Consider the following 18,090-nt stretch of genomic DNA (forward strand, 5'->3'; position numbering starts at 1 on the left):
GGCGGGCTATTATCGTGAAATGTCGGGCGCGGAGTGCCGAGGCTGCGCCCTGACGCCGAAACTCAGTATTCGGGAGGGAGTGCCGACCTGGGCTGGAACCCGCCGGGCTGCCCGTATCCCGCCGTCCGCTGGTAATCCGCCGGAACGCCGGCGCCCGGGGGCCTCACCTCCGGCGGCTCCGTGGTCCGGATCGACAGCCGGTCGAGGTAGAACCACTGCAACACGGCCAGGAGCAGCGCGAACAGGACCACGGCCGGCACCGGCATCGGCATCGCGGCGGCCCCCTCGGCGAGCGGCCCGAACTGAGTTCCGACCTGCAGCGCCGCGGCAGGCGTCGTCATCTGGTCGATCTCGTTGACGCTGAGCGTCTGCCAGAACACGTCCTGCGCCTGCGTCAGGTAGGTGATGCCGCCGGCCACCGCGGCCATCGGCAGCGCGGGAAGCGGCGTCCGCGCCGGGGCGCCCGGGTGCCGCTCGGCGAGCCCGCGGAACAGCAGCGTGAACACGACAAGCGACGGGATGCTCAGGTAGACCGGCGGGAGCAGCGCGGCCGGGGTGTCGAGCAGGCCCAGGTCGCGCAGCGTCTGGAAGTGCACGGTGCTGAACGGCCCGGTGCCCACGAACAGCCACGGCGCGAAGACGAACAGCAGCAGCTCACTGTGCCTGCCGAGCGGCCGCAGCACGCCGATGCCGAAGCCGGCAAGCGCGGCCAGCCCGACGCCGACACCGCTGGTGAGCAGCGGCGGCGCCCAGGTGTTGAGCGCGCTGCCGGCGTTCGGCGTGTCCGCGGTCAGCCCGGACAGCCACGGCCAGAGCCCGTACCCGGCGAACGCGAGCACGACCGCCAGCAGCGCAAGCGCGCCGATCAGCGCGGGTGCCCCGGCCGGTCGCACCCCGGTCCGCGGCGCGACCACGTCGACCCGGACCCGGCCGAGCACCAGCACGGCGACCGCGGCCAGCCCGAGCACGCCGAGCAGCAGCGCGAGCACGGTGCCGCCGGCCGCTGCCGCACCGAAGTCAAGCATCCGGAACGAGACGTTGTAGATCGTCAGCAGCGGTGTGCCGGTGGCGTTGCGCGGTCCGCCCTGGGTGAGCACGAACGGATAGGTCCAGGTCTGCAGCGTGTACGCGACGACGGCGAGCCCGGCGGTCAGCCCGACCGTGATCACCGCGCCGGCCGGCCGCCCCGCCCCGCTGCGGCGCAGCGCGGCGAGGAACACCGTCACGCCCGCGCCGACAAGCAGCCCGAACAGCGTCACCCAGAGCACGCGGCCCACTGTCACCTGCGCCTGCAGCGGCTCGCCGGTGAGGTCGAGGTGCACGGCGGACCAGGCCAGGGCCAGCCCGGCAGGCGTGACAGCCACCATCGGCAGCACCAGGCCGAGCCGGACGATCCGCCGCCCCGGGGTGCCACCGCGGTGGGCGAGCCAGGCGAGCACCGGCGCGAGCACGCACGCGGCCAGCACCGGAAGTACCGCGAGCAGTAGCACGTACCAGATGTCGCCGAAGAACCCGGTCTCGGCGATCCGGGAGTAGTTGTCGAAGCCGGTGAACTCGTCGCCGCCGTCGTCGAGCAGGCTGATGCGATGGAAGCTGTTCCACAGCGTCCGCGCCCCCGGCACCGCGTAGCAGGCCAGCAGCGCCAGCAGTGCGGGCGCGACAAGTAGCGGACCGAGCGGCCGGGCGTTCCTGGCGGGCGGCGGGGGATGCGACATCCGGACACCTCGATCGGTCGTGGCGGCGACGCCGCGATCGTAGCCACCCCGGGCAAGCTGCCTCGTTGAACGTCGGTGCGACGACGAACAGTGCTCGGTGCGGCGGCGGCGACCGCTGCGGCGACGGGCCTCTGGGTGGGCCGGCCCCGGCGTCCGCCGGCCGGGGTGGAACGGCGCTTCTCCACCGCGCGCGGCCGGGAGGTGGACTTCTACACCGCGGTCCCGGACGGTCACGGCGACGGCCGCGGCCTCCCGGTCTGCCTGATCCTGCACGGCGGCACCGCGCGCCCGGCCGACTTCGCCGCGTTGGGCTTCCAGACCCTGCTGACCGACGCGGTACGCCGTGGTGCCGCGCCGTTCGTGCTTGCTGGTGCCACCGGCGACCGGCTCGCCTGGCAACGGTCCGGCGACGACGACCCGCAGCGCATGGTCCGGGACGAGCTGCCGGACTGGTGCGCCGCCCGCGGCTTCGACGCCGCCCGGCCGGCCGCGTGGGGCTGGTCGATGGGCGGGTACGGCGCGCTGCTGCTGGCCGAGTCGTTCCCCGGGTTCGTCCGTGCGGTGGCCGCGTTCTCCCCGGCCGTCGCGCCGTCCGACCCGGTCTTCACCGGGGCATCGCGGCTGGCAGGGACACCTGTCGGGCTCTGGTGCGGCCTCGACGACGGCCTCTATCCGAACACGCTCGCGCTTGCGCGGGCACTTCCGGAGCCACCGGCCGCCGGGGGTTACGCGCCGGGCCGCCACCACTTCGCGTACTGGCGCACGGTGATCCCGTCCGCGTTCGACTTCATCGCCGCCGCGCTTCGCGGGTAGTTGTTCAGCTCCGCGGGTGCGCCGCCGATAGGTATCGGCATGAGGTCGAGGTGGGCAGGCCGGCTCAGCATCGGACTTGCGGTGCTGCTCAGCGCCGCGCTGGTCGGGGGCGCCGGGAGCTACCTGGCCCGGACCACCTCGGACGCGCGGGCCAAGGTGTTCGCGGAGGTCGACGCGCGCGCCGGCATCGCCGCCGAGCTGATCGGCGGCCTGCTGGCGTCGACCGACGCCCAGCTCCGGGCCGTCGGCACGGCCCACTTCACCGGCACGGCCGCGCAGTTGAAGACGCAGCCGCGCATCGAGGAGCTGGACGCCACCTGGTACGCCGTGCTGAACCAGGGCGGCGATCTGCTGACCGCGGATCCGCCCTCGGCCGGCGTGACCGCCCGCAGCCTGACGTCGAACGCCGGTTTCGCCATCGCGCTGGAGACCGGGACGCTCGCGTTCGGTGATGTGCTCGACGACGGCGGCGAGCCGACCGTGCCGGCGTTCCAGCCGTTCGACGCGCCGGACGGGACCCGGGTGATGGTGATGCCGATCCCGCTCGCCATCGTGTCCGAGCAACTGGCCGGCGCGCTGCGGGTGCCCGCCAGCTCGTCGTACGTGATCGACGGCGACGGCCGGGTGGTGGTGGCGTCGGACAAGTCAGCCCTCGGCGTGCCGCTTGCCAGCCGGGAGCTGAGGGACGGGCTGCAGGCCGGGTCACACGGCGGGACCGGCGCGGACTACGTCACCGCGCAGCCGGTACCGGGAAGTGAGTGGCGGGTGGTGCTCTCCACGCCGCGGCAGGCGCTGCTGGCACCGGTGCAGGCCACCAGCCGGGTCGCGTGGCAGTTGTTCGCCGCGTTCGCGATCGCGATGACAGCGATTCTTCTGATCGGGATGTTCGCGCTGCTGAGCGCGGCCCGGCTGGCCCGGGCCCGGCTGCACGACGCGCTTACCGGCCTGCCGAACCGCGCGCTCTTCCTGGAGCATGCGAACCAGGTGAGCGCCGAGTGGCGGCGGCGCCGGCAGACCCGTACCGAGGGTACGGTGGCCGCGCTCTTCCTCGACCTCGACGGCTTCAAGCCTGTCAACGACACGTACGGGCATGCCACCGGCGACGCGCTGCTGCAACAGGTCGCCGGCCGCCTGATCGCCGCGACCCGCCCGGAGGACTTCGTCTGCCGTTTCGGTGGTGACGAGTTCCTGGTGCTGTGCCGCGGCCGGCACGACGCAGCCGACGCCTCCGCGCTCGCGAACCGCATCCGCGAATACCTCACCGAGCCCTTCGACCTCGACGGCCATACCGTCACGGTCGGCGTCTCGATCGGCATCGCCACTCTCGGCGACGCCGCCCAGGAGCCCGGCGACCTCATCCACAACGCCGACCTGGCCCTCTACCGCGCCAAGGAGGCCGGCCGCGGCCGCGTCGAGTTCTTCAGCCACGCCTGACACTTCGTCGCTTTCGACCCGAACTTTCGTCGTCACAGAGAAAAGTCTGTCAAGAATAAATCGAAAGATATAGACGGGCTGACGGAAGTGGCCCAGGATGTTCACAGCCGTGAATCACCCTGGTAACCGGGAGCGCAGATGAAACGTCTGTTAGCCGCCACTTTGCTCACCGTCACAGTTGTCGCCGGCGCGCCGGCGCCGGCCCGAGCCGCCGTCGATCCACCAGCGCAGGAGCCGGGGGTGACGCTCCGGACGTTCGACATCGGATCGCCGCTCAGCCGGGTGTGTGAGCTCAAGCCGGGGCAGACGCCCAATGTGGACAAGCTGATGCCGGCGATCGACTGGTCGACGGTGGAGGACTTCGGGCTGGAGACCAACTTCGTCACGCACGCGCTTGCCAACCTGGTCGTGCCGGCCGCGGGCAGCTATTCGTTCCGGCTGGTAAGTGATGACGGGTCGAAGCTGTTCATCGACGACACGCTTGTCATCGACCACGACGGGCTGCACGGCGCCGATCCGAAGGACGGCACTGCCGAGCTGACCGCGGGCGTGCACCCGCTGCGCGTCGAGCACTTCGAGCGCGACGGTGGGCAGCAGCTCACGCTCGCCTGGCAGCCGCCGGGCACGAGCGGGTTCGTGACCGTGCCGACAAGCGCGCTGACCACCGATGCCGGCGTGGTACGGGTGACCGCGCCGGGGCTCAAGGAGTGCGTCGCCGGGACGGACACGCCGGGCGACGGGCTGCCGCTGACCTCGGTGAACCCGGGCTACACGCTCACCGACCTGCGCCCGCCGGGCTTCGAGCCGCAGGTGAGCGGCATGGCGTGGCGGCCGGACAAGAAGATGGTGATCACCACCTGGGGCGGGTCGGACGAGGTGACCGGCGAGGTGTACCTGGTCGGCAACGTGACCGGGCAGACCGGGCCGGGCAGCGTCACCTACAAGAAGATCGCCGGTGGGCTGAAGGAGCCGATGGGCGTGGCCGTGGTCGACGGCAACGTGTACGTGTCGCAGAAGCACGAGCTGACCGAGCTGAAGGACACCAACGGCGACGACGTGCTGGACACCCGGCGTACCGTGGCGACCTGGCCGTTCGGCGGTAACTTCCACGAGTTCGCGTTCGGCCTGCTGTACAAGGACGGGAACTTCTACCTCAACCTGTCCGTCTCGATCAACCTGGGCGGCGCGACCACCGACCCGCAGCCGGTCGGCGGCCGGGGCACGAGCATCGTGGTGAACAAGCGGACCGGCAAGGTGACCACGGTCGCCGGCGGCCTGCGCACGCCGAACGGCATCGGCTGGGGGCCGAACGACAAGCTCTACGTCACCGACAACCAGGGTGGCTGGCTGCCGTCGTCGAAGCTGGTGCGGATCGAGGAGGGCGCGTTCTTCAACCACTACACGAACCCGGACGGCCCGTTCGACAACAAGCCGGTGACCCGGCCGGTGCTGTGGATGCCGCAGAACCAGATCGCGAATTCGCCGAGCACGCCCGTGCTGCTGAAGTCCGGGACGTACCGTGGCCAGCTCTTGATTGGTGATGTCACCTACGGCGGTCTGCAGCGGGCCGCGCTGGAGACTGTCAACGGCGTGGAGCAGGGGGCCCTCTTCCGGCACACGCAGGGGCTTGAGGCGGGTATCAACGAGGTGTCGATCGGGCCGGACGGCGCCATCTACGTCGGTGGTCTCGGCGCGGACGGCAACTGGGGCCAGGAGGGCAAGCTCCGGTTCGGCCTGCAGAAGCTCACGCCGAACGGCACCGACGTCTTCGACATGAAGACCGTGAAGGCCACGCAGGGTGGTTTCGCGATCGAGTACACCAAGCCGCTCTCCGACGAGACTGTCACCGAGCTGGCGAAGAAATTCCAAATCGAGCAGTGGCGGTACGTCCCGACCGCGCAGTACGGCGGCCCCGAGGTGGACACCGAGACACTCACGGCAAGCGCGGCCACCGTGTCGAAGGACCGCAAGACCGTCCGGCTGACCGTGCCCGGCCTGCGCCGCGACCGGGTCGTGCACCTCCGCTCGCCGCGCCCGTTCGCCGCGAAGGACGGCTCGGCGCTGTGGAGCACCGAGGTCTGGTACACGATGAACGAACTGCCCGGTGACACGTCGCAGCAGGTCTTCTACGAGGCCGAGGAGGGCAACCGGGAGGGCGGCGCATCGCTTGCGACCGACCACCGCGGCTTCTCCGGCATCGGGTTCACGGCCGGCTTCGGCGCCCTGAACGCGTCGACCACCATGCACGTCACCGTGGGCAAGAACGCGGACTACGCGGTCGGCCTGCGCTACTCCAACGGCCCGGACCCGTTCAGCGGCCCGAAGACCGTGAGCGTGTACGTCAACGGCCGCAAGATCAGGCAGGTGACGCTGCCGACCACCGTAACCTGGGACGACTGGGCGATGGCGACGGAGAAGCTGCCGCTGAAGAAGGGTGTGAACGCGGTGCAGTACCGCGTGGACGCGCTCGACACCGGCCACGTCAACCTCGACCTGATAAGTGTCCGCGAGTGGAACGCCAAGCGGATCACGCTCTTCGACGGCAAGAACCTGGACAACTGGGCGCACACCGACGGGCGGCGTCCGCAGTGGCCGCTGATCGCCGGCGGCGCGACCGAGGTGTGCTGTGGCGACCTGCGCACGAAGGAGGCGTACGGCGACTACACGCTGCACGTCGAATTCAAGGTGCCGCTGCTGCCGCCGGAGGTGACCGGGCAGAACCGCGGCAACAGCGGCGTCTACCAGCAGGAGCGGTACGAGCTGCAGATCCTCGACTCGTTCGGCGACACCACGCTCGACAACAACGAGGCCGGCGCGATCTACACGGTGGCGCCGCCGGCGGTGAACATGGCGACCGCGCCGGAGACGTGGCAGACGTACGACATCACGTTCCGGGCCGCCCGCTACGACGCGGCGGGCGTCAAGACCGAGAACGCCCGGATCACTGTGGTCTGGAACGGCCGCACCGTGCACGACAACCGGGAGATCCCGAACGGCACCGGTGGCAACATCGCCGAGGGCCCGTCCACAGGCGCGATCCGGCTCCAGGACCACGGCAACAAGGTCCAGTACCGCAACGTCTGGATCGAACCGGCACGCTGACCGCACGATGACGGGCCCCGGCGACCGTGCCGGGGCCCGTCCGCGTCCTCCCCGAGCGGTGGACCCGACCTCGATATCCGGACAAACACCCCGAAACACCTGTATACGGATAAAATGGTTTATAGCCCCTGTTACCTGGTCGAGACTGATCCGTGCGATGACGAAGAGCGGCTGAGGCTCGGCGAGCTGCTGTGGGATTCGGGCACCCTGGACCGTCTGGCCGCGCTGGGCGTCGGCCCCGGCTGGTCCTGCCTGGAGATCGGCGCGGGCTCCGGCTCGGTGGCGACCTGGCTGGCCGGCCGCGCCGGGCCGGACGGCGAGGTGGTCGCGACCGACCTGCGCACCGACCGGCTCGACCACCTGGCCGCGCACGGCGTGACAGTGCTCCGGCACGACCTGACGTCCGACGCGCTGCCGCCCTCCCGCTTCGACCTGGTGCACGCGCGCCTGGTCCTCCAGCACCTGCCGGCCCGGCGCGAGGCGGTGGCCCGGCTGGCCCAGGCGCTGCGCCCCGGCGGCGTGCTGCTGATCGAGGACACGGACGTCAGCTCGCTGTTCAGCCACCCGGACGTCGACGGCTTCCTCGGCCGGGCCAAGCGCGCGGCGTACCGGGCGATGATCTCCTCGGGCTACGACCCGCGCTGCGGCCTGCGCAACGCGTCACTTGCCGGGGCGGCCGGCCTGATCGACGTGCGGAGCGAGGCCCACGCACACGTGGTGACCGGCGGAACCCCACAGGCTCGCTGGTACGCGCTGTGGCTGCGGCACCTCGCCCCGGCCATGCTCGGCGCCGGCGACCTGGAGGAACCGGAGCTCGCCGCCGCCCTCGACGCGCTCGACGACCCCGCTAACTCCTGGCTCTCCCAGGTGATGATCTCGGTCAGCGCCCGCAGGCCGGGTTAGCGGAGCCGGCGTGGCCTCAGCCGGCCTGGCCTCAGCCGGCCTGGCCTCAGCCGGCCTGGCCTCAGCCGGCCTGGCCTCAGCCGGCCTGGCCTCAGCCGGCCTGGCCTCAGCCGCAGCGGGACGTGAATCCGCGCGTTGGCGCGCCCACCGCGAACCCGGTCACCGTGCCGTCGTCGGACAGGCCGCTGATCTCGTAGAGCGTGTCCGCCGGGTCGTCCGGCCGCAGCGTGCGTACGACGCCGCCGGTCAGCAGGACGGCCCGGTAGCCGCGGGCGGGCACCACAGGCGCGGGCACGCTCAGGCCGGCCACCGCGCCGTCCGCGCCGACCGCGGACGGCCAGGTGATCTGCGCCGGCAGCGTCTCCATCGTGTCCCGCGCGATGTCGTAGCGGAACGCGGAACCGTCCGAGACCAGGCCGACCACCCAGTCGTCGCGCATCGCGGTCGGGCGCACCCAGTCCGCGCCCGGCGGGAGCGGCAGCAGCCGGGTGTCGCCGCCGGCCAGCCAGAGCAGGCCGGTGCCGGTGCCCGCGGTGTCCGTGATCTGGACGGTCCGGCCGGTGCCGACGGTGCCGAGCACTGTCTCTCCGTCGTCGCCGACCGCCACCACCTCGCCGGACGTGAATCCGGCCGGCAGCGGCAGCAATGCCGGGTCCGCGTCCGGCGCGTCCCAGACGACAGGCAGCTCCCCGAGCCGCCCGCCGAACCGCCCTTGCTCGGAGACCGCGGTCGCCCGTCCGGCGCCGCCGCGCAGCAGCGTCGGGGTGCCGTCCACGTACGCCCAGGGCTGTGTGGTGTCGTCGACGGTGGTGGCGGCGAAGGTCCCGGCACTGTTGATCTGGGACACGGTGAACTGCCCGCCCTGCGTCGCCACCGCGCTGACCAGCTCGCCGTCCCGCCAGAGCGCGGGCTCGTCGGTCACGGTCCAGCGGCCGGTCCGGTCCGTCGCCAGTGGCGTGCGCTCGACGTCGCTGCTTACGCAGGCGGCTCCCTCCGGCGCCGCCGGCAGGCCGCCCGGCCCGGCGACAGGTGGAGCCGACCCGGAACTCGCGGAGGGCCCGGCCGCCACCTGTGCACCGTCCCGGTCGCGGTCCGGCAGCTGCATCAGCACCGCGGCCGCAGCAGTCACCGCGAACACCGTCGCGAACGCGGCGCCGATCCTTGCGGTGCGCCGGCGCCGCAGCCGGGTGCCGTCCCGCATCGCCGCGGCCACGTCGATCCGGGGAGCATGCTCCGGCTCGCCGGCAAGCGGGCGGAGCAGCCGCCGTGCGTCGTGATCCGTCCCGCTCACTGCGACACCTCCGGGGTCAGGCGCCGCGGCCGTTCGCCGAGGATCTTGCGCAGGGCGGTCAGCGCATGGGAGGTCTGCGACTTGACCGTGCCCTCGGAGACGTTCAGGTGGTTGGCGACGTCGGCGACACTCTGGTCGCAGAGAAACCGCAGCACAAGCACGGCCTGCTGACGCGCGGTGAGGCGGCGCAGCGCGTCCCGGAGCACCTCCCGCTCCTCGACCGCGGGCGCGGGCCCGGGCTGCTCCGGGGTGACGTCGCCGAGGAAGCGGACCTTCCACCAGCCACGGCGGCGCTCGTTCAGGAACGTGCGGACCAGGACGCGGTGCGCATAGGCATCGATGTTCTCCGCTCGCGAGACCCGGCGCCACTGGGCATAGAGGACCGTGAGCGTGTCCTGCACGAGGTCGTCGGCCTGGTGGGTGTCGCCGGTGAGCAGGTAGGCCCACCGTCTCAGCGCCACCATCCGGCCGTTGACGAACGCGAGGTAGTCCGCATCGGTCGACATCGTGCGTCAGGCTACCAACGAGTCCAGCGCGCTTTCAGCCGACGTTGATGTCCTTCTCCGAACCTCGCCGAAACCCGCTCCGGAGCGACGTGCAGAGCGCCAGCGGAGCCCGACGCGCTGGGTTGCCCCGCGGAAGCGACGCTGTTGCCCATTCGCGTCCGGCCGTCTGGGACCGACGACCGAATGGGCTGGGGCGTGGTGAGTGGTTTCGGCTGTTCGTTGTGGTCGCGGAGGGCGAGAGCAGCACTGCCGTCGTCTCGGCGGCTTTGGGTCGTGACGGCTTTGGGTCGTGACGGCTTTGGTTCGTGACGGCTTTGGTTCGTGACGGCTTTGGTTCGAGGCGGCTTTGGTTCGAGGCGGCCGCGAACCGAGGCAACTGCGGCTTGGGCGGTCGCAAGGGCTGGCACCGAGGCCGGGAGTTTCGCAGGTGTGCGGGCTGGTCGCGGCACTCCGGCAGGTCTCAGGCCGGGCATGAAGACGGAGCCATTACCGGATTCCGCATATGTCAGGACACAGCCGACGCTCACGACCCGGCTCATCTGGAGATCCGCGGTCAGTGTCCAGGTTCGAGCGCTACGCGCCCGACATTTCGTCATCTGGGTACCTCCCTCTGCGTTTCGTCCTGACGCCGAAGGGTCAGGAAGGCCCACGTCAAGATCCTTGCGGCTCTGGTGGCCCTTATCGCGCTCGGATAAGGGCCACCAGAGCCGCAAGGATCTTGCATCCCGCCAAGTGGACGCGAGATCCCGCACAACGAGCCAATCTCGGCGCGGAGCGCCCGAGCTGCCGCTGTCTCTGGCGCGGCGGCACGCGAGAGCCAAGATCGACTAACCCTGCGGCAACTCTCGGCTTCGGTGCTGGTCCTTGCGACCACCCAAGGCGAGCTCGACCGGCTTATCCGGTCGCGTCCGCTGTCTCGCTGCTGGTCCTTGCGACCGCCCAGGGCGAGTTCGACCGGCTTACCCGGTCGCGTCCGCTGTCTCGGTGCCAGCTCTTGCGACCGCCCAGGGCGAGTTCGTCCGGCTTGCCCGGCCGCGCCCGCTGTCTCGGTGCCAGCTCTTGCGACCGCCCAGGGCGAGCTCGACCGGCTTACCCCGCCACGCCCGCTCTCTCGGTTCCGGCCCTTGCGACCGTCCAGACCGCAGCCGCCCAGACCAGCCGCCGCTCAGACGATGACCGTGCTACCCCCGCGTGCCGCGAGACCGCTGACCAGCCGGAACGACCCGCCAGACTCTCGGCTCGCTGCCAGCCCTTCGATCGTGAGGCCCCAGACCGCCGCACGCGGATGGGCAACAGAGTGCGGGCCGGGGCCACCGCGCGAGCGGGAAGATCGGGGTCCGGGGCCGTCCCCAGGCTCGCTCGAGTGCCCGCGGGAGCACACGGGCCGAGGCCACCGCGAAAGCGGGAACAGAATCTTGATCTGGTTACGTCAGGGAGTCTGCCGCGGCTGGACGGTCAAGGTGCGGCAACGTGTGAACCGGGCGCGAGGCGGGAGATCGGGCTCGGCCGCCCCACGCCCGGAGAGAAGGGTGCCGATCCGGCACGTCAGCCGTATCGGCAGGCCGGGCCGGTGGCTGAGAATTTCTCGTTACCGGACGGCGTCCGCGAACGCCGGCGCGATCTCCGCCCCCGGCACCCCCGCCGCAAGCAACACGTGCAGCAGCACCCGTGCCTTCAGTGGATCCAGCATCCCGGCCGGAATCAGCCCTGCCGCAAGTAGTTCCACCTCGCCGCCCGGATATCCGTAGGACGAGGTCAGCACCGGCCCGGCACCGGTCCGGGACGCGAGCACCACAGGCATCCGCGTGGCCAGCCGCCGGAGCGCCGGTACCACCCCGGCCGGTACGTGCCCGCCGCCGAAGCCTGCGATCACCGCGCCGTGCCAGGCGTCGTCCCGCAGCAGCGCCTCGACGAGCGTCCCGTCGTCGCCGAGCGCCATGGTCAGCAGCGCTACGCGTACGCGCGGCCGTCGGGGATCGAGCGCGGGTGTCGCCACGGTCCGCCGCGCCGTCATCGCGCCGGCGAACCGCACTCGCCCTTCGGTGATCTCGCCGAGCGCACCGCCGTCCGGCGACCGAAATGCGGCGACGCTTGTCGTGTGCGTCTTGCGGACCCGGGACGCCGCGTGGATCTCGTCGGCCATCACCACGAGCACGCCGCGCCCGCGTGCCTCCGGCGAGATCGCGGTCCGGACCGCGGCCAGCAGGTTCGCCGGGCCGTCCGCGCCCGCGAGGCTCGCCGCGCGCATCGCCCCTGTCATCACCACGGGCGTGTCGCCGCGGTAGACGAGGTCCAGCAGGTAGCCGGTCTCCTCCATGCTGTCCGTGCCCTGCGTGATCACGATCCCGTCGACGCCGTCGAGCGCGTCGAGCACCGCGGCCAGCCCGAGCAGGTCGTCGAAGCTGAGTGACGCGCTCGAGGTCTGCCGGAAGTCGAGCACCTCCACGTCCACGCCCACCCCCGCGAGTCCCGGCACGGCCGCGAGCAGTTGCGCCGCTCCGAGCGCGGGCACGACGGCCCCGGCGGACGAGGCCATCGCGATGGTCCCGCCGAGACCGATCAGCATCACCCGGGGTCGTGGCACCGCAAGATCATAAGCGCCGGCCGGCCCGGAGAGCTGCCAGGATGCGGGCGACCGCGGCCGGATGGGCGAGATGGGGGAAATGACCGCCCGGCAGCACTGTCACGCCCGCGTCCGGAACCAGGTTCGTCAACCACGCCAGATACGCGGCGGGCGGCTCGCTCCCGGTCACCAGGTGGTAGCCGATGCCGCGCGCCGCGATCGCCGCCAACTCCGCCCGGCGCTGCTCCGCGATCTCCGCATCCGAGTGGCGCAGGATCTCACCCCAGTAGCCGAGCAGCAGGTCGGGCCGCGGATCCGTCGCGGTCTCGACAAGCCTGCGCGCGTCGTCCGGAAGCGCGTCGATGCCCATGCCGGCGAGCATCCGGTCCCAGACCGTGCGCCAGTCCGGGCCGCGCAGCACCGGCTCGGCCGCGCGCACCGCCGCCCCGAACGGCCCGAGCAGCAACGGCTGGTCGAGGTTGAGCACGGCCGCGGCCGGATACGCGGCCGCGTACGCCGTGGCGATGATCGCGCCGACCGAGTGCCCGACCACGATCGGTTCCGTCAGGTCTTTCGCCTGCTCATGGACGACCTCGACGACGTCCCGCATCGCATAGGAGCCGAGCCGAGGCGCATCTCCGTGTCCCGGCAGATCCACCGCGCGCACCCGCCACTCCGGGCCGAGCTCGTCGCGCAGCGGCCCCCAGGTCCGGTGGTCGTAGGTCAGCCCGTGCACAAGCAGAAGATCAGTCATACCCGGAGTGGCGTAACCCGGCACGGAACAACCCGTTCGTCGCCCGGATCACACCCGCCAGCGCCGCGGCCCACCCGGCGCCGGCTGATAACGGAACCGCCCACCGGTCCGTACCGACGCCCGCAGATGGGCCGCGGCCAACGGCACGACCGCGTCCAGCCGGCGCAGCACGACACCGATCGCCCTCGTGGCATTGACCCGCGCCCGTTCCGCCTCCGCGCTCTGCCGCCGCGGCCGCCCGGCCGTCCCGGTAGCCGCCCGTAACTCGGTCACCAGGGCGGCCCGCTCCCGCGTCACCTCCGTGGCCCCGGCGACGTCGCCGGCGCGGTCGGCTGCGTCAAGACGCTCCTCAAGCTCCGTGAGCCTTCGCTGATAGGCGCGGCGGGCGGCGGCGTCCAGCAGCGGGTCCGGGGCTGGGACCAGCAGCCCGGCACCGCCCGCCACCAGGTCCAATGCGGCGAGCTCCCGACCGGGCACGGCGAGCAGGGTGCGCAGAAAGTGCAGTCCGCGCACATCCCGCAGCCGCGCCACCTCCACCCCCGCCTCCACAACCCAGTCCTCCCCATCCCGCAGAAGCCCCCATTCGACCCCAGCCGGATCCAGAGCAAGATCCCGCGTGGGTACGCCGAGCAGCGCCCCCGCCGCGCCACGCAACGGGCTGTCCGGGTGAAGGGCGGCGTCATCCGCTCCTCGGCGTTCATCGTCGAGACCTCGCCGGTCGACGCCTTGCCAGTCGACGCCTTGCTGGTCTGCGCCGGGACCCTGCGGCCCGGGCCCGGTCGCCTGCGACTCTGCCCCGGAACGACTCCTGACCGTTCCCACCCGGCCGACTCTGATGCCCAGCCGCGACGCTATGTCGTGTGACCGCTCCCGGTCGCCGGGCCGCTGCCGTGCCGCGAGCACCGCAGCCAGCCACGGAAGCGCGCCCAGCCGCTCCGCCTGTTGCGACGCCCGATCGAGATGCGCCAGGGCCTCCTCCGCCTGCCCGAGCCGCCGCGCGAGGCGTCCCAGCAGTTCGTCGACCGGCCCGGTGATCATGTTGGCGCCGCCCCAGACCACCAATCGCCCCTGATACGGCAGCAACGCCTCATACAGTCTCCGCACCGCCTCACGCCGTACCCCATTGCCCGTCGCCTCGGGTCTTGGGTTGTCGCTCGCCGCCCTCGGCGGTGCGCTGTTGCTCATCGCCGCGGGCCGAGGGGAGTCGACAGCCGTCGCCACGAAGGCGAGATCGGCCACCGCGCCGAGCCATCGGGGGCCGCTCCCGGCCAGTACCGCGGGCAGCAGCCGGTCCAGCTCCAGGAGTGCCTCGTCGTCGCGCCCGGCCTCGGCGAGCGCCCGGGCGGCAGTGGCCTCGAAGAAGTGGCCGGGCATTCGCAACGCCAGCTCCCGCAACGGGGCGACCTGCGCGTTCGCATCGCCGTGAAGCATCGCGAGCATCCCGGTCAGCATCGCCGACAGCCGCTCGGTGTCGGCCAGACCAGCCCGGCGCCCGGCGGCCGTCACCTCATCCGCGAGCGTACGGGCCAGCTCGAAACGGCCGCGGACCAGCGCGAACACGGCCTGCCGCGCCAGCACCATCACCGGGGCGCTCACCTCACCGGCCAACTCGGCGGTGCGGGCATAGGTGACAAGCGCCGCCTCGGCCGCGTCCAGGTCGCCCAGCTCGGCCAGCGCGGTGAACCGCCAGAACAGCCCGCGCAGCTCCAGGCTCGCGTCGCCCGCCCGCCGGGCCAGCTCGACGATCTCCGCCGCGGTCTCCCACCGGTCCAGGGCGGCGGCCGGATCCCAGAGCGCATGCAGCCGTCCGTCAAGCACCTCGGCCAGCACACCCGCCTCGTCCGCCGCCCGCGCCAGCTCGACGGACTCGGCCACGAGCGCGTGACGCCGGCCCACCGCGGACGGGTCACCGAGCAGCTCTCGGGCGAGCCGGATCAGCACCCGCGCCCGGACCGCGCCCGGCAGCGGCTGCGCGGCCACCGTCTCGAGCAGCCGGATGACCGCCACATCCGGCACCAGGAACTCGCCCCGCGCCGGCACCCGCAACGCCAGCCGCGCCACGGCGTCGACCGTCTCATCCTCAGCGGAACCGGCGGACGCTGCCCCGGTGGCCAGGTCGATCGCCGCCTCCGGCCACCCTCCGGTAGCCAGCCAGATCGCGTGTACCACTTCCGCAGGCAGCCCCACCAGCAGCCGCCCGAGCTCCACCTCGGTCAGCGGCACAAGCGAGCGGAGACGCACAACCGAAGACATCGGCCCAGCATAGAAAGCCCGCGGAGGAGCGGGTTCTGCGGTCAGTCAAGCGTTCCGGTGCGATGGTGGCGGCGGCAGAGGACCTGGTAGCGGACCTCGGCGCGGGAGGCGGTGTCGCCGATGACCACCTGTTCGCCGGTACGGGCGATCTGGCCGTCGACGATGCGGGCGTTGAGGTTGCCGCGGCGGCCGCACCAGCAGAGAACCTCGACCTGGAGGCGGTGGACCTCGTCGGCGAGTTCGAAGAGGCGCTGGGAGGCGGGGAAGAGCCGGGAGCGGAAGTCGCTGGCCAGGCCGAAGGCGAAGACGTCGACGCCGGCCCGGTCGACGAGGTCGGCGAGCTGCTCGATGTGGTCGAGGGTGTAGAAGCAGGCCTCGTCGCAGATCAGGTAGTCGACCTTGCCGTACGCGAGGTCCCACAGGTTCAGCTCGTCGGTGACCTCGATCGCGTCCTGGGCGAGGCCGATACGCGTGGTGACCTTCGGGCCGAGCGAGCGGTCGTTGCGGGTCAGGACCAGGCCGCGGCGTCCCTGGCGGCCGTGGTTGTGGTGCATCTGCAGCGCGAGCGTGGATTTTCCGCAGTCCATCGGCCCCCAGTAGAACGTCAGCCGGGCGCCGGGCCCGGTGCCGTCGAGCCCCGGCAGAGGGGAGTGGGTGGTCGAGAGCGCGGAGTCGTTCTTCACGGCCGGTGAGCATAGTCGGTAATACCTGGGCCCCATGGCGACACAGAGAGGGGTGAGACCGTGTCCGTTCAGCCGCCGGAGGATGTTGCATGGGACCACCCGACCCTGATCCGCGAAACGAGGCCTGGTTCAGCACCATTTATGCGGATTTCTACCCGCAAATCATGCGGTACGGGGTGCGCCGCCTACCCGACGCGGAAGCGGCCAGGGAACTCGCCCAGGACGTGTTCGTGATCACGTGGCGTCGTCGCGCCGACGTACCCGCGACGCCGTTGCCGTGGCTCTACGGCGTGGCCCGCCGGGTGCTCGCCAACCGCCGCCGCGCGGACCTGACTGCCGCGGTGCCCGTCGCACACGTACCGGAGCAGGCCTTTCAGAGCGAACCCGCTGCCGTGCTTGACCTTCGCGCCGCGCTCGCCACGCTCCCCGAACCCGACCAGGAGATTCTGCGCCTGATCGGCTGGGAGGAACTGAGCGTGTCCGAGGCGGCGACAGTGCTCGGCTGCACCCGTACCGCGGCCGGTGTCCGCCTGCACCGCGCCCGCCGCCGGCTCACCGCCGCGCTCGCCACCCCACAGAAGAAGACACCACGAGGGTACGCCGTAGCCGCCCCAGAATCGGGAGGAAGCCGATGAAGACGCCCGCTCAGCAGATCCGTGACCTGCTCGGTCCCGCCGACCCGGCACGCGGTCTGGACCCGGTGCCGCCGATGCCGGTCCACGCGCTGATCACGCGCGCGGAGAGCGCGCCCGAGGTGATCGTGCCGGTACGGGCCGGGTACCCGCCCGCGCCCCGGACCGTCGCGGGTCCTCGGCTGGCGCGCCGGTCCGTGCTTGTGGGGGCCGCCGCCGGAGTTGCCGCGGTCGCCACGGGCAGCGTGGTTGCCGCACGGACGCTCCTGCCGGGCGGCGGGACGGAGGTCTCCGGACTGCCGCTGACCGACCCGCGCTCGAGCGACGTGCTGGCGCCGCTGGCGTTCGAGTTCGGCGCGGACGGGGGGCCGGCGGCGGATCGGCTGCGTGAGCTGGCCGACCGGCTCACGCCGTCCGCGTCTGAGGGCGGGGCGGGCACGTACACGGCCGTTCACGGCCGAGCCTGGCGTCGCACGGTGATTGTCGCCTCGTCAGACCTCCCGCTGCCGGGAACGCCAGGTGCGACCTCCACCCCGCTCCCTCCCTCGCCGGGAACGCCAGGTGCGACCTCCACCCCGTTTCCGACGCCGCCGGGAACGCCAGGTGTGACGTCCACCCCGCTTCCCCCTTCGCCGGGAACGCCTGGGGTGACCTCCACCCCGCTTCCGCCGCGTACCGGATCGCCTGCGAACACAGTGCTGTCGCCGCATTCCGCATACCCGATCCAGGGCGATCTTCCGGTGGAGACCGGTCTGCCGCCCCGAACCCTCTTGCCGCTCCGGACCGCGCTTCCGACCCTGACCGAGCCCCGTCCGAGTGTCCCCGCCGTCAGGCCGGGGCTGGGACCGGATTCCGGCATCGCCCACCAGACCTGGTCGTGGTACTCGCCCGGCTCACTCGTCGCGACAGAGGCCGGGATCCGCGTCGAGTTCGTGACCGTCGAGGCCCGGGACGCGTGGTACGGGACCAGCCCCGAACCGCTCTCGCCGGACGGCATGCAGATCCGTTCCGTCCCGGAGGAAGGACGGTTGCACGGCCCGATCGGTCTCACCATCGACGAGATCGTCAGCGGCCTGGGCGCCGTGGACGCACCGGAGGCCGTGACCATCGCGGTCGCGCTCCGGCAGCGCGGCGCGGACCGGCAGGATCGGGCCCGTTTCCTGCGGGCGCTGGCCGGCGCGCAGCCGCAGTGGGTGTGGCGGGGTGCTGTCGTCGATCGGGCCGGTCGTGCCGGGGTCGCGATCAGCACGCCGGTCGCGGTCTCGGACGCGCTCTATCCGGGCTGGACGGGCGGGGAGATCGTGCTGGTCCTGGACCCTGTCACAGGCGAGCTGACCGGCGCCGAGCGGATCCGGACGGACGGCAGCCTCGACGAGTACCGCCTGTTCCTGGAGACCCGGCACGTGGCGGAGCCCGGCCAGACCTGGTGAGTGCGCGCGGG

The 18,090-nt window shown here is 72.0% G+C and carries 13 protein-coding genes; 6 read left to right on the forward strand and 7 right to left on the reverse strand.

What is annotated here, in order from left to right; all coding sequences use genetic code 11:
* Positions 1-62 precede the first annotated feature (62 nt).
* On the reverse strand, positions 63-1,715 hold the full coding sequence (locus ACIA8K_RS33030) for a hypothetical protein (protein ID WP_396066423.1): 1,653 nt from the start codon (positions 1,713-1,715) through the stop codon (positions 63-65).
* 75 nt (positions 1,716-1,790) lie between these two features.
* Here ACIA8K_RS33030 and ACIA8K_RS33035 point away from each other — a divergent pair, with 75 nt between their 5' ends.
* The 4 genes from ACIA8K_RS33035 to ACIA8K_RS33050 all read left to right on the forward strand — a co-directional run bounded on the left by ACIA8K_RS33035 (position 1,791) and on the right by ACIA8K_RS33050 (position 7,967).
* The gene (locus ACIA8K_RS33035) at positions 1,791-2,528 is read left to right on the forward strand and encodes an alpha/beta hydrolase (protein ID WP_396066425.1); all 738 of its coding nucleotides are present in this window, start codon (positions 1,791-1,793) and stop codon (positions 2,526-2,528) included.
* A gap of 39 nt (positions 2,529-2,567) precedes the next feature.
* Positions 2,568-3,962 (forward strand): diguanylate cyclase domain-containing protein, encoded by a 1,395-nt coding sequence (locus ACIA8K_RS33040; protein ID WP_396066427.1) that lies wholly within the window; start codon positions 2,568-2,570, stop codon positions 3,960-3,962.
* A gap of 138 nt (positions 3,963-4,100) precedes the next feature.
* Positions 4,101-7,064 carry a family 16 glycoside hydrolase gene (locus ACIA8K_RS33045; RefSeq protein WP_396066429.1) on the forward strand — a complete coding sequence of 988 codons (2,964 nt, stop codon included), beginning with the start codon at positions 4,101-4,103 and terminating at the stop codon, positions 7,062-7,064.
* Between the two features lie 114 nt (positions 7,065-7,178).
* The gene (locus ACIA8K_RS33050; RefSeq protein ID WP_396066431.1) at positions 7,179-7,967 is read left to right on the forward strand and encodes a methyltransferase; all 789 of its coding nucleotides are present in this window, start codon (positions 7,179-7,181) and stop codon (positions 7,965-7,967) included.
* Between the two features lie 106 nt (positions 7,968-8,073).
* Here ACIA8K_RS33050 and ACIA8K_RS33055 read toward each other — a convergent pair whose 3' ends face one another.
* The 6 genes from ACIA8K_RS33055 to ACIA8K_RS33080 form a co-directional block, all read right to left on the reverse strand.
* Positions 8,074-9,258, reverse strand: coding sequence for a hypothetical protein (locus ACIA8K_RS33055; RefSeq protein WP_396066433.1), 1,185 nt, complete (start codon positions 9,256-9,258; stop codon positions 8,074-8,076).
* The gene (locus ACIA8K_RS33060; RefSeq protein WP_396066435.1) at positions 9,255-9,764 is read right to left on the reverse strand and encodes a SigE family RNA polymerase sigma factor; all 510 of its coding nucleotides are present in this window, start codon (positions 9,762-9,764) and stop codon (positions 9,255-9,257) included. Before ACIA8K_RS33060 ends, ACIA8K_RS33055 begins: the two co-directional genes overlap by 4 nt.
* 1,588 nt (positions 9,765-11,352) lie before the next feature.
* The gene (locus ACIA8K_RS33065) at positions 11,353-12,330 is read right to left on the reverse strand and encodes an asparaginase (protein WP_396066580.1); all 978 of its coding nucleotides are present in this window, start codon (positions 12,328-12,330) and stop codon (positions 11,353-11,355) included.
* 25 nt (positions 12,331-12,355) lie between these two features.
* Positions 12,356-13,081, reverse strand: coding sequence for an alpha/beta fold hydrolase (locus ACIA8K_RS33070; RefSeq protein ID WP_396066437.1), 726 nt, complete (start codon positions 13,079-13,081; stop codon positions 12,356-12,358).
* A 48-nt stretch (positions 13,082-13,129) separates the two neighbouring features.
* On the reverse strand, positions 13,130-15,334 hold the full coding sequence (locus ACIA8K_RS33075; RefSeq protein ID WP_396066439.1) for a hypothetical protein: 2,205 nt from the start codon (positions 15,332-15,334) through the stop codon (positions 13,130-13,132).
* 41 nt (positions 15,335-15,375) lie between these two features.
* Positions 15,376-16,053 carry a thymidine kinase gene (locus tag ACIA8K_RS33080; protein ID WP_396066441.1) on the reverse strand — a complete coding sequence of 226 codons (678 nt, stop codon included), beginning with the start codon at positions 16,051-16,053 and terminating at the stop codon, positions 15,376-15,378.
* Between the two features lie 53 nt (positions 16,054-16,106).
* Here ACIA8K_RS33080 and ACIA8K_RS33085 point away from each other — a divergent pair, with 53 nt between their 5' ends.
* Positions 16,107-16,652, forward strand: coding sequence for an RNA polymerase sigma factor (locus tag ACIA8K_RS33085; RefSeq protein WP_396066443.1), 546 nt, complete (start codon positions 16,107-16,109; stop codon positions 16,650-16,652).
* Entirely contained in the window at positions 16,649-18,079 is a 1,431-nt protein-coding gene (locus tag ACIA8K_RS33090) for a hypothetical protein (protein WP_396066445.1), read from the forward strand. The genes ACIA8K_RS33085 and ACIA8K_RS33090 overlap by 4 nt, the downstream gene beginning before the upstream one ends.
* The last annotated feature ends 11 nt before the right edge of the window (positions 18,080-18,090 follow it).

It is taken from the genome of Catenuloplanes sp. NPDC051500, assembly GCF_044454585.1.
GTDB lineage: Bacteria > Actinomycetota > Actinomycetes > Mycobacteriales > Micromonosporaceae > Catenuloplanes.

Excerpts from the sequence above, each read along its gene's own strand:
- ACIA8K_RS33040 (WP_396066427.1), top strand. The coding sequence starts at position 2,568 with ATGAGGTCGAGGTGGGCAGGCCGGCTCAGCATCGGACTTGCGGTGCTG.
- ACIA8K_RS33030 (WP_396066423.1), bottom strand. The coding sequence starts at position 1,715 with ATGTCGCATCCCCCGCCGCCCGCCAGGAACGCCCGGCCGCTCGGTCCG.
- ACIA8K_RS33045 (WP_396066429.1), top strand. The coding sequence starts at position 4,101 with ATGAAACGTCTGTTAGCCGCCACTTTGCTCACCGTCACAGTTGTCGCC.
- ACIA8K_RS33065 (WP_396066580.1), bottom strand. The coding sequence starts at position 12,330 with ATGCTGATCGGTCTCGGCGGGACCATCGCGATGGCCTCGTCCGCCGGG.
- ACIA8K_RS33075 (WP_396066439.1), bottom strand. The coding sequence starts at position 15,334 with ATGTCTTCGGTTGTGCGTCTCCGCTCGCTTGTGCCGCTGACCGAGGTG.
- ACIA8K_RS33085 (WP_396066443.1), top strand. The coding sequence starts at position 16,107 with ATGGGACCACCCGACCCTGATCCGCGAAACGAGGCCTGGTTCAGCACC.
- ACIA8K_RS33070 (WP_396066437.1), bottom strand. The coding sequence starts at position 13,081 with ATGACTGATCTTCTGCTTGTGCACGGGCTGACCTACGACCACCGGACC.
- ACIA8K_RS33060 (WP_396066435.1), bottom strand. The coding sequence starts at position 9,764 with ATGTCGACCGATGCGGACTACCTCGCGTTCGTCAACGGCCGGATGGTG.
- ACIA8K_RS33050 (WP_396066431.1), top strand. The coding sequence starts at position 7,179 with ATGGTTTATAGCCCCTGTTACCTGGTCGAGACTGATCCGTGCGATGAC.
- ACIA8K_RS33080 (WP_396066441.1), bottom strand. The coding sequence starts at position 16,053 with ATGGGGCCCAGGTATTACCGACTATGCTCACCGGCCGTGAAGAACGAC.
- ACIA8K_RS33090 (WP_396066445.1), top strand. The coding sequence starts at position 16,649 with ATGAAGACGCCCGCTCAGCAGATCCGTGACCTGCTCGGTCCCGCCGAC.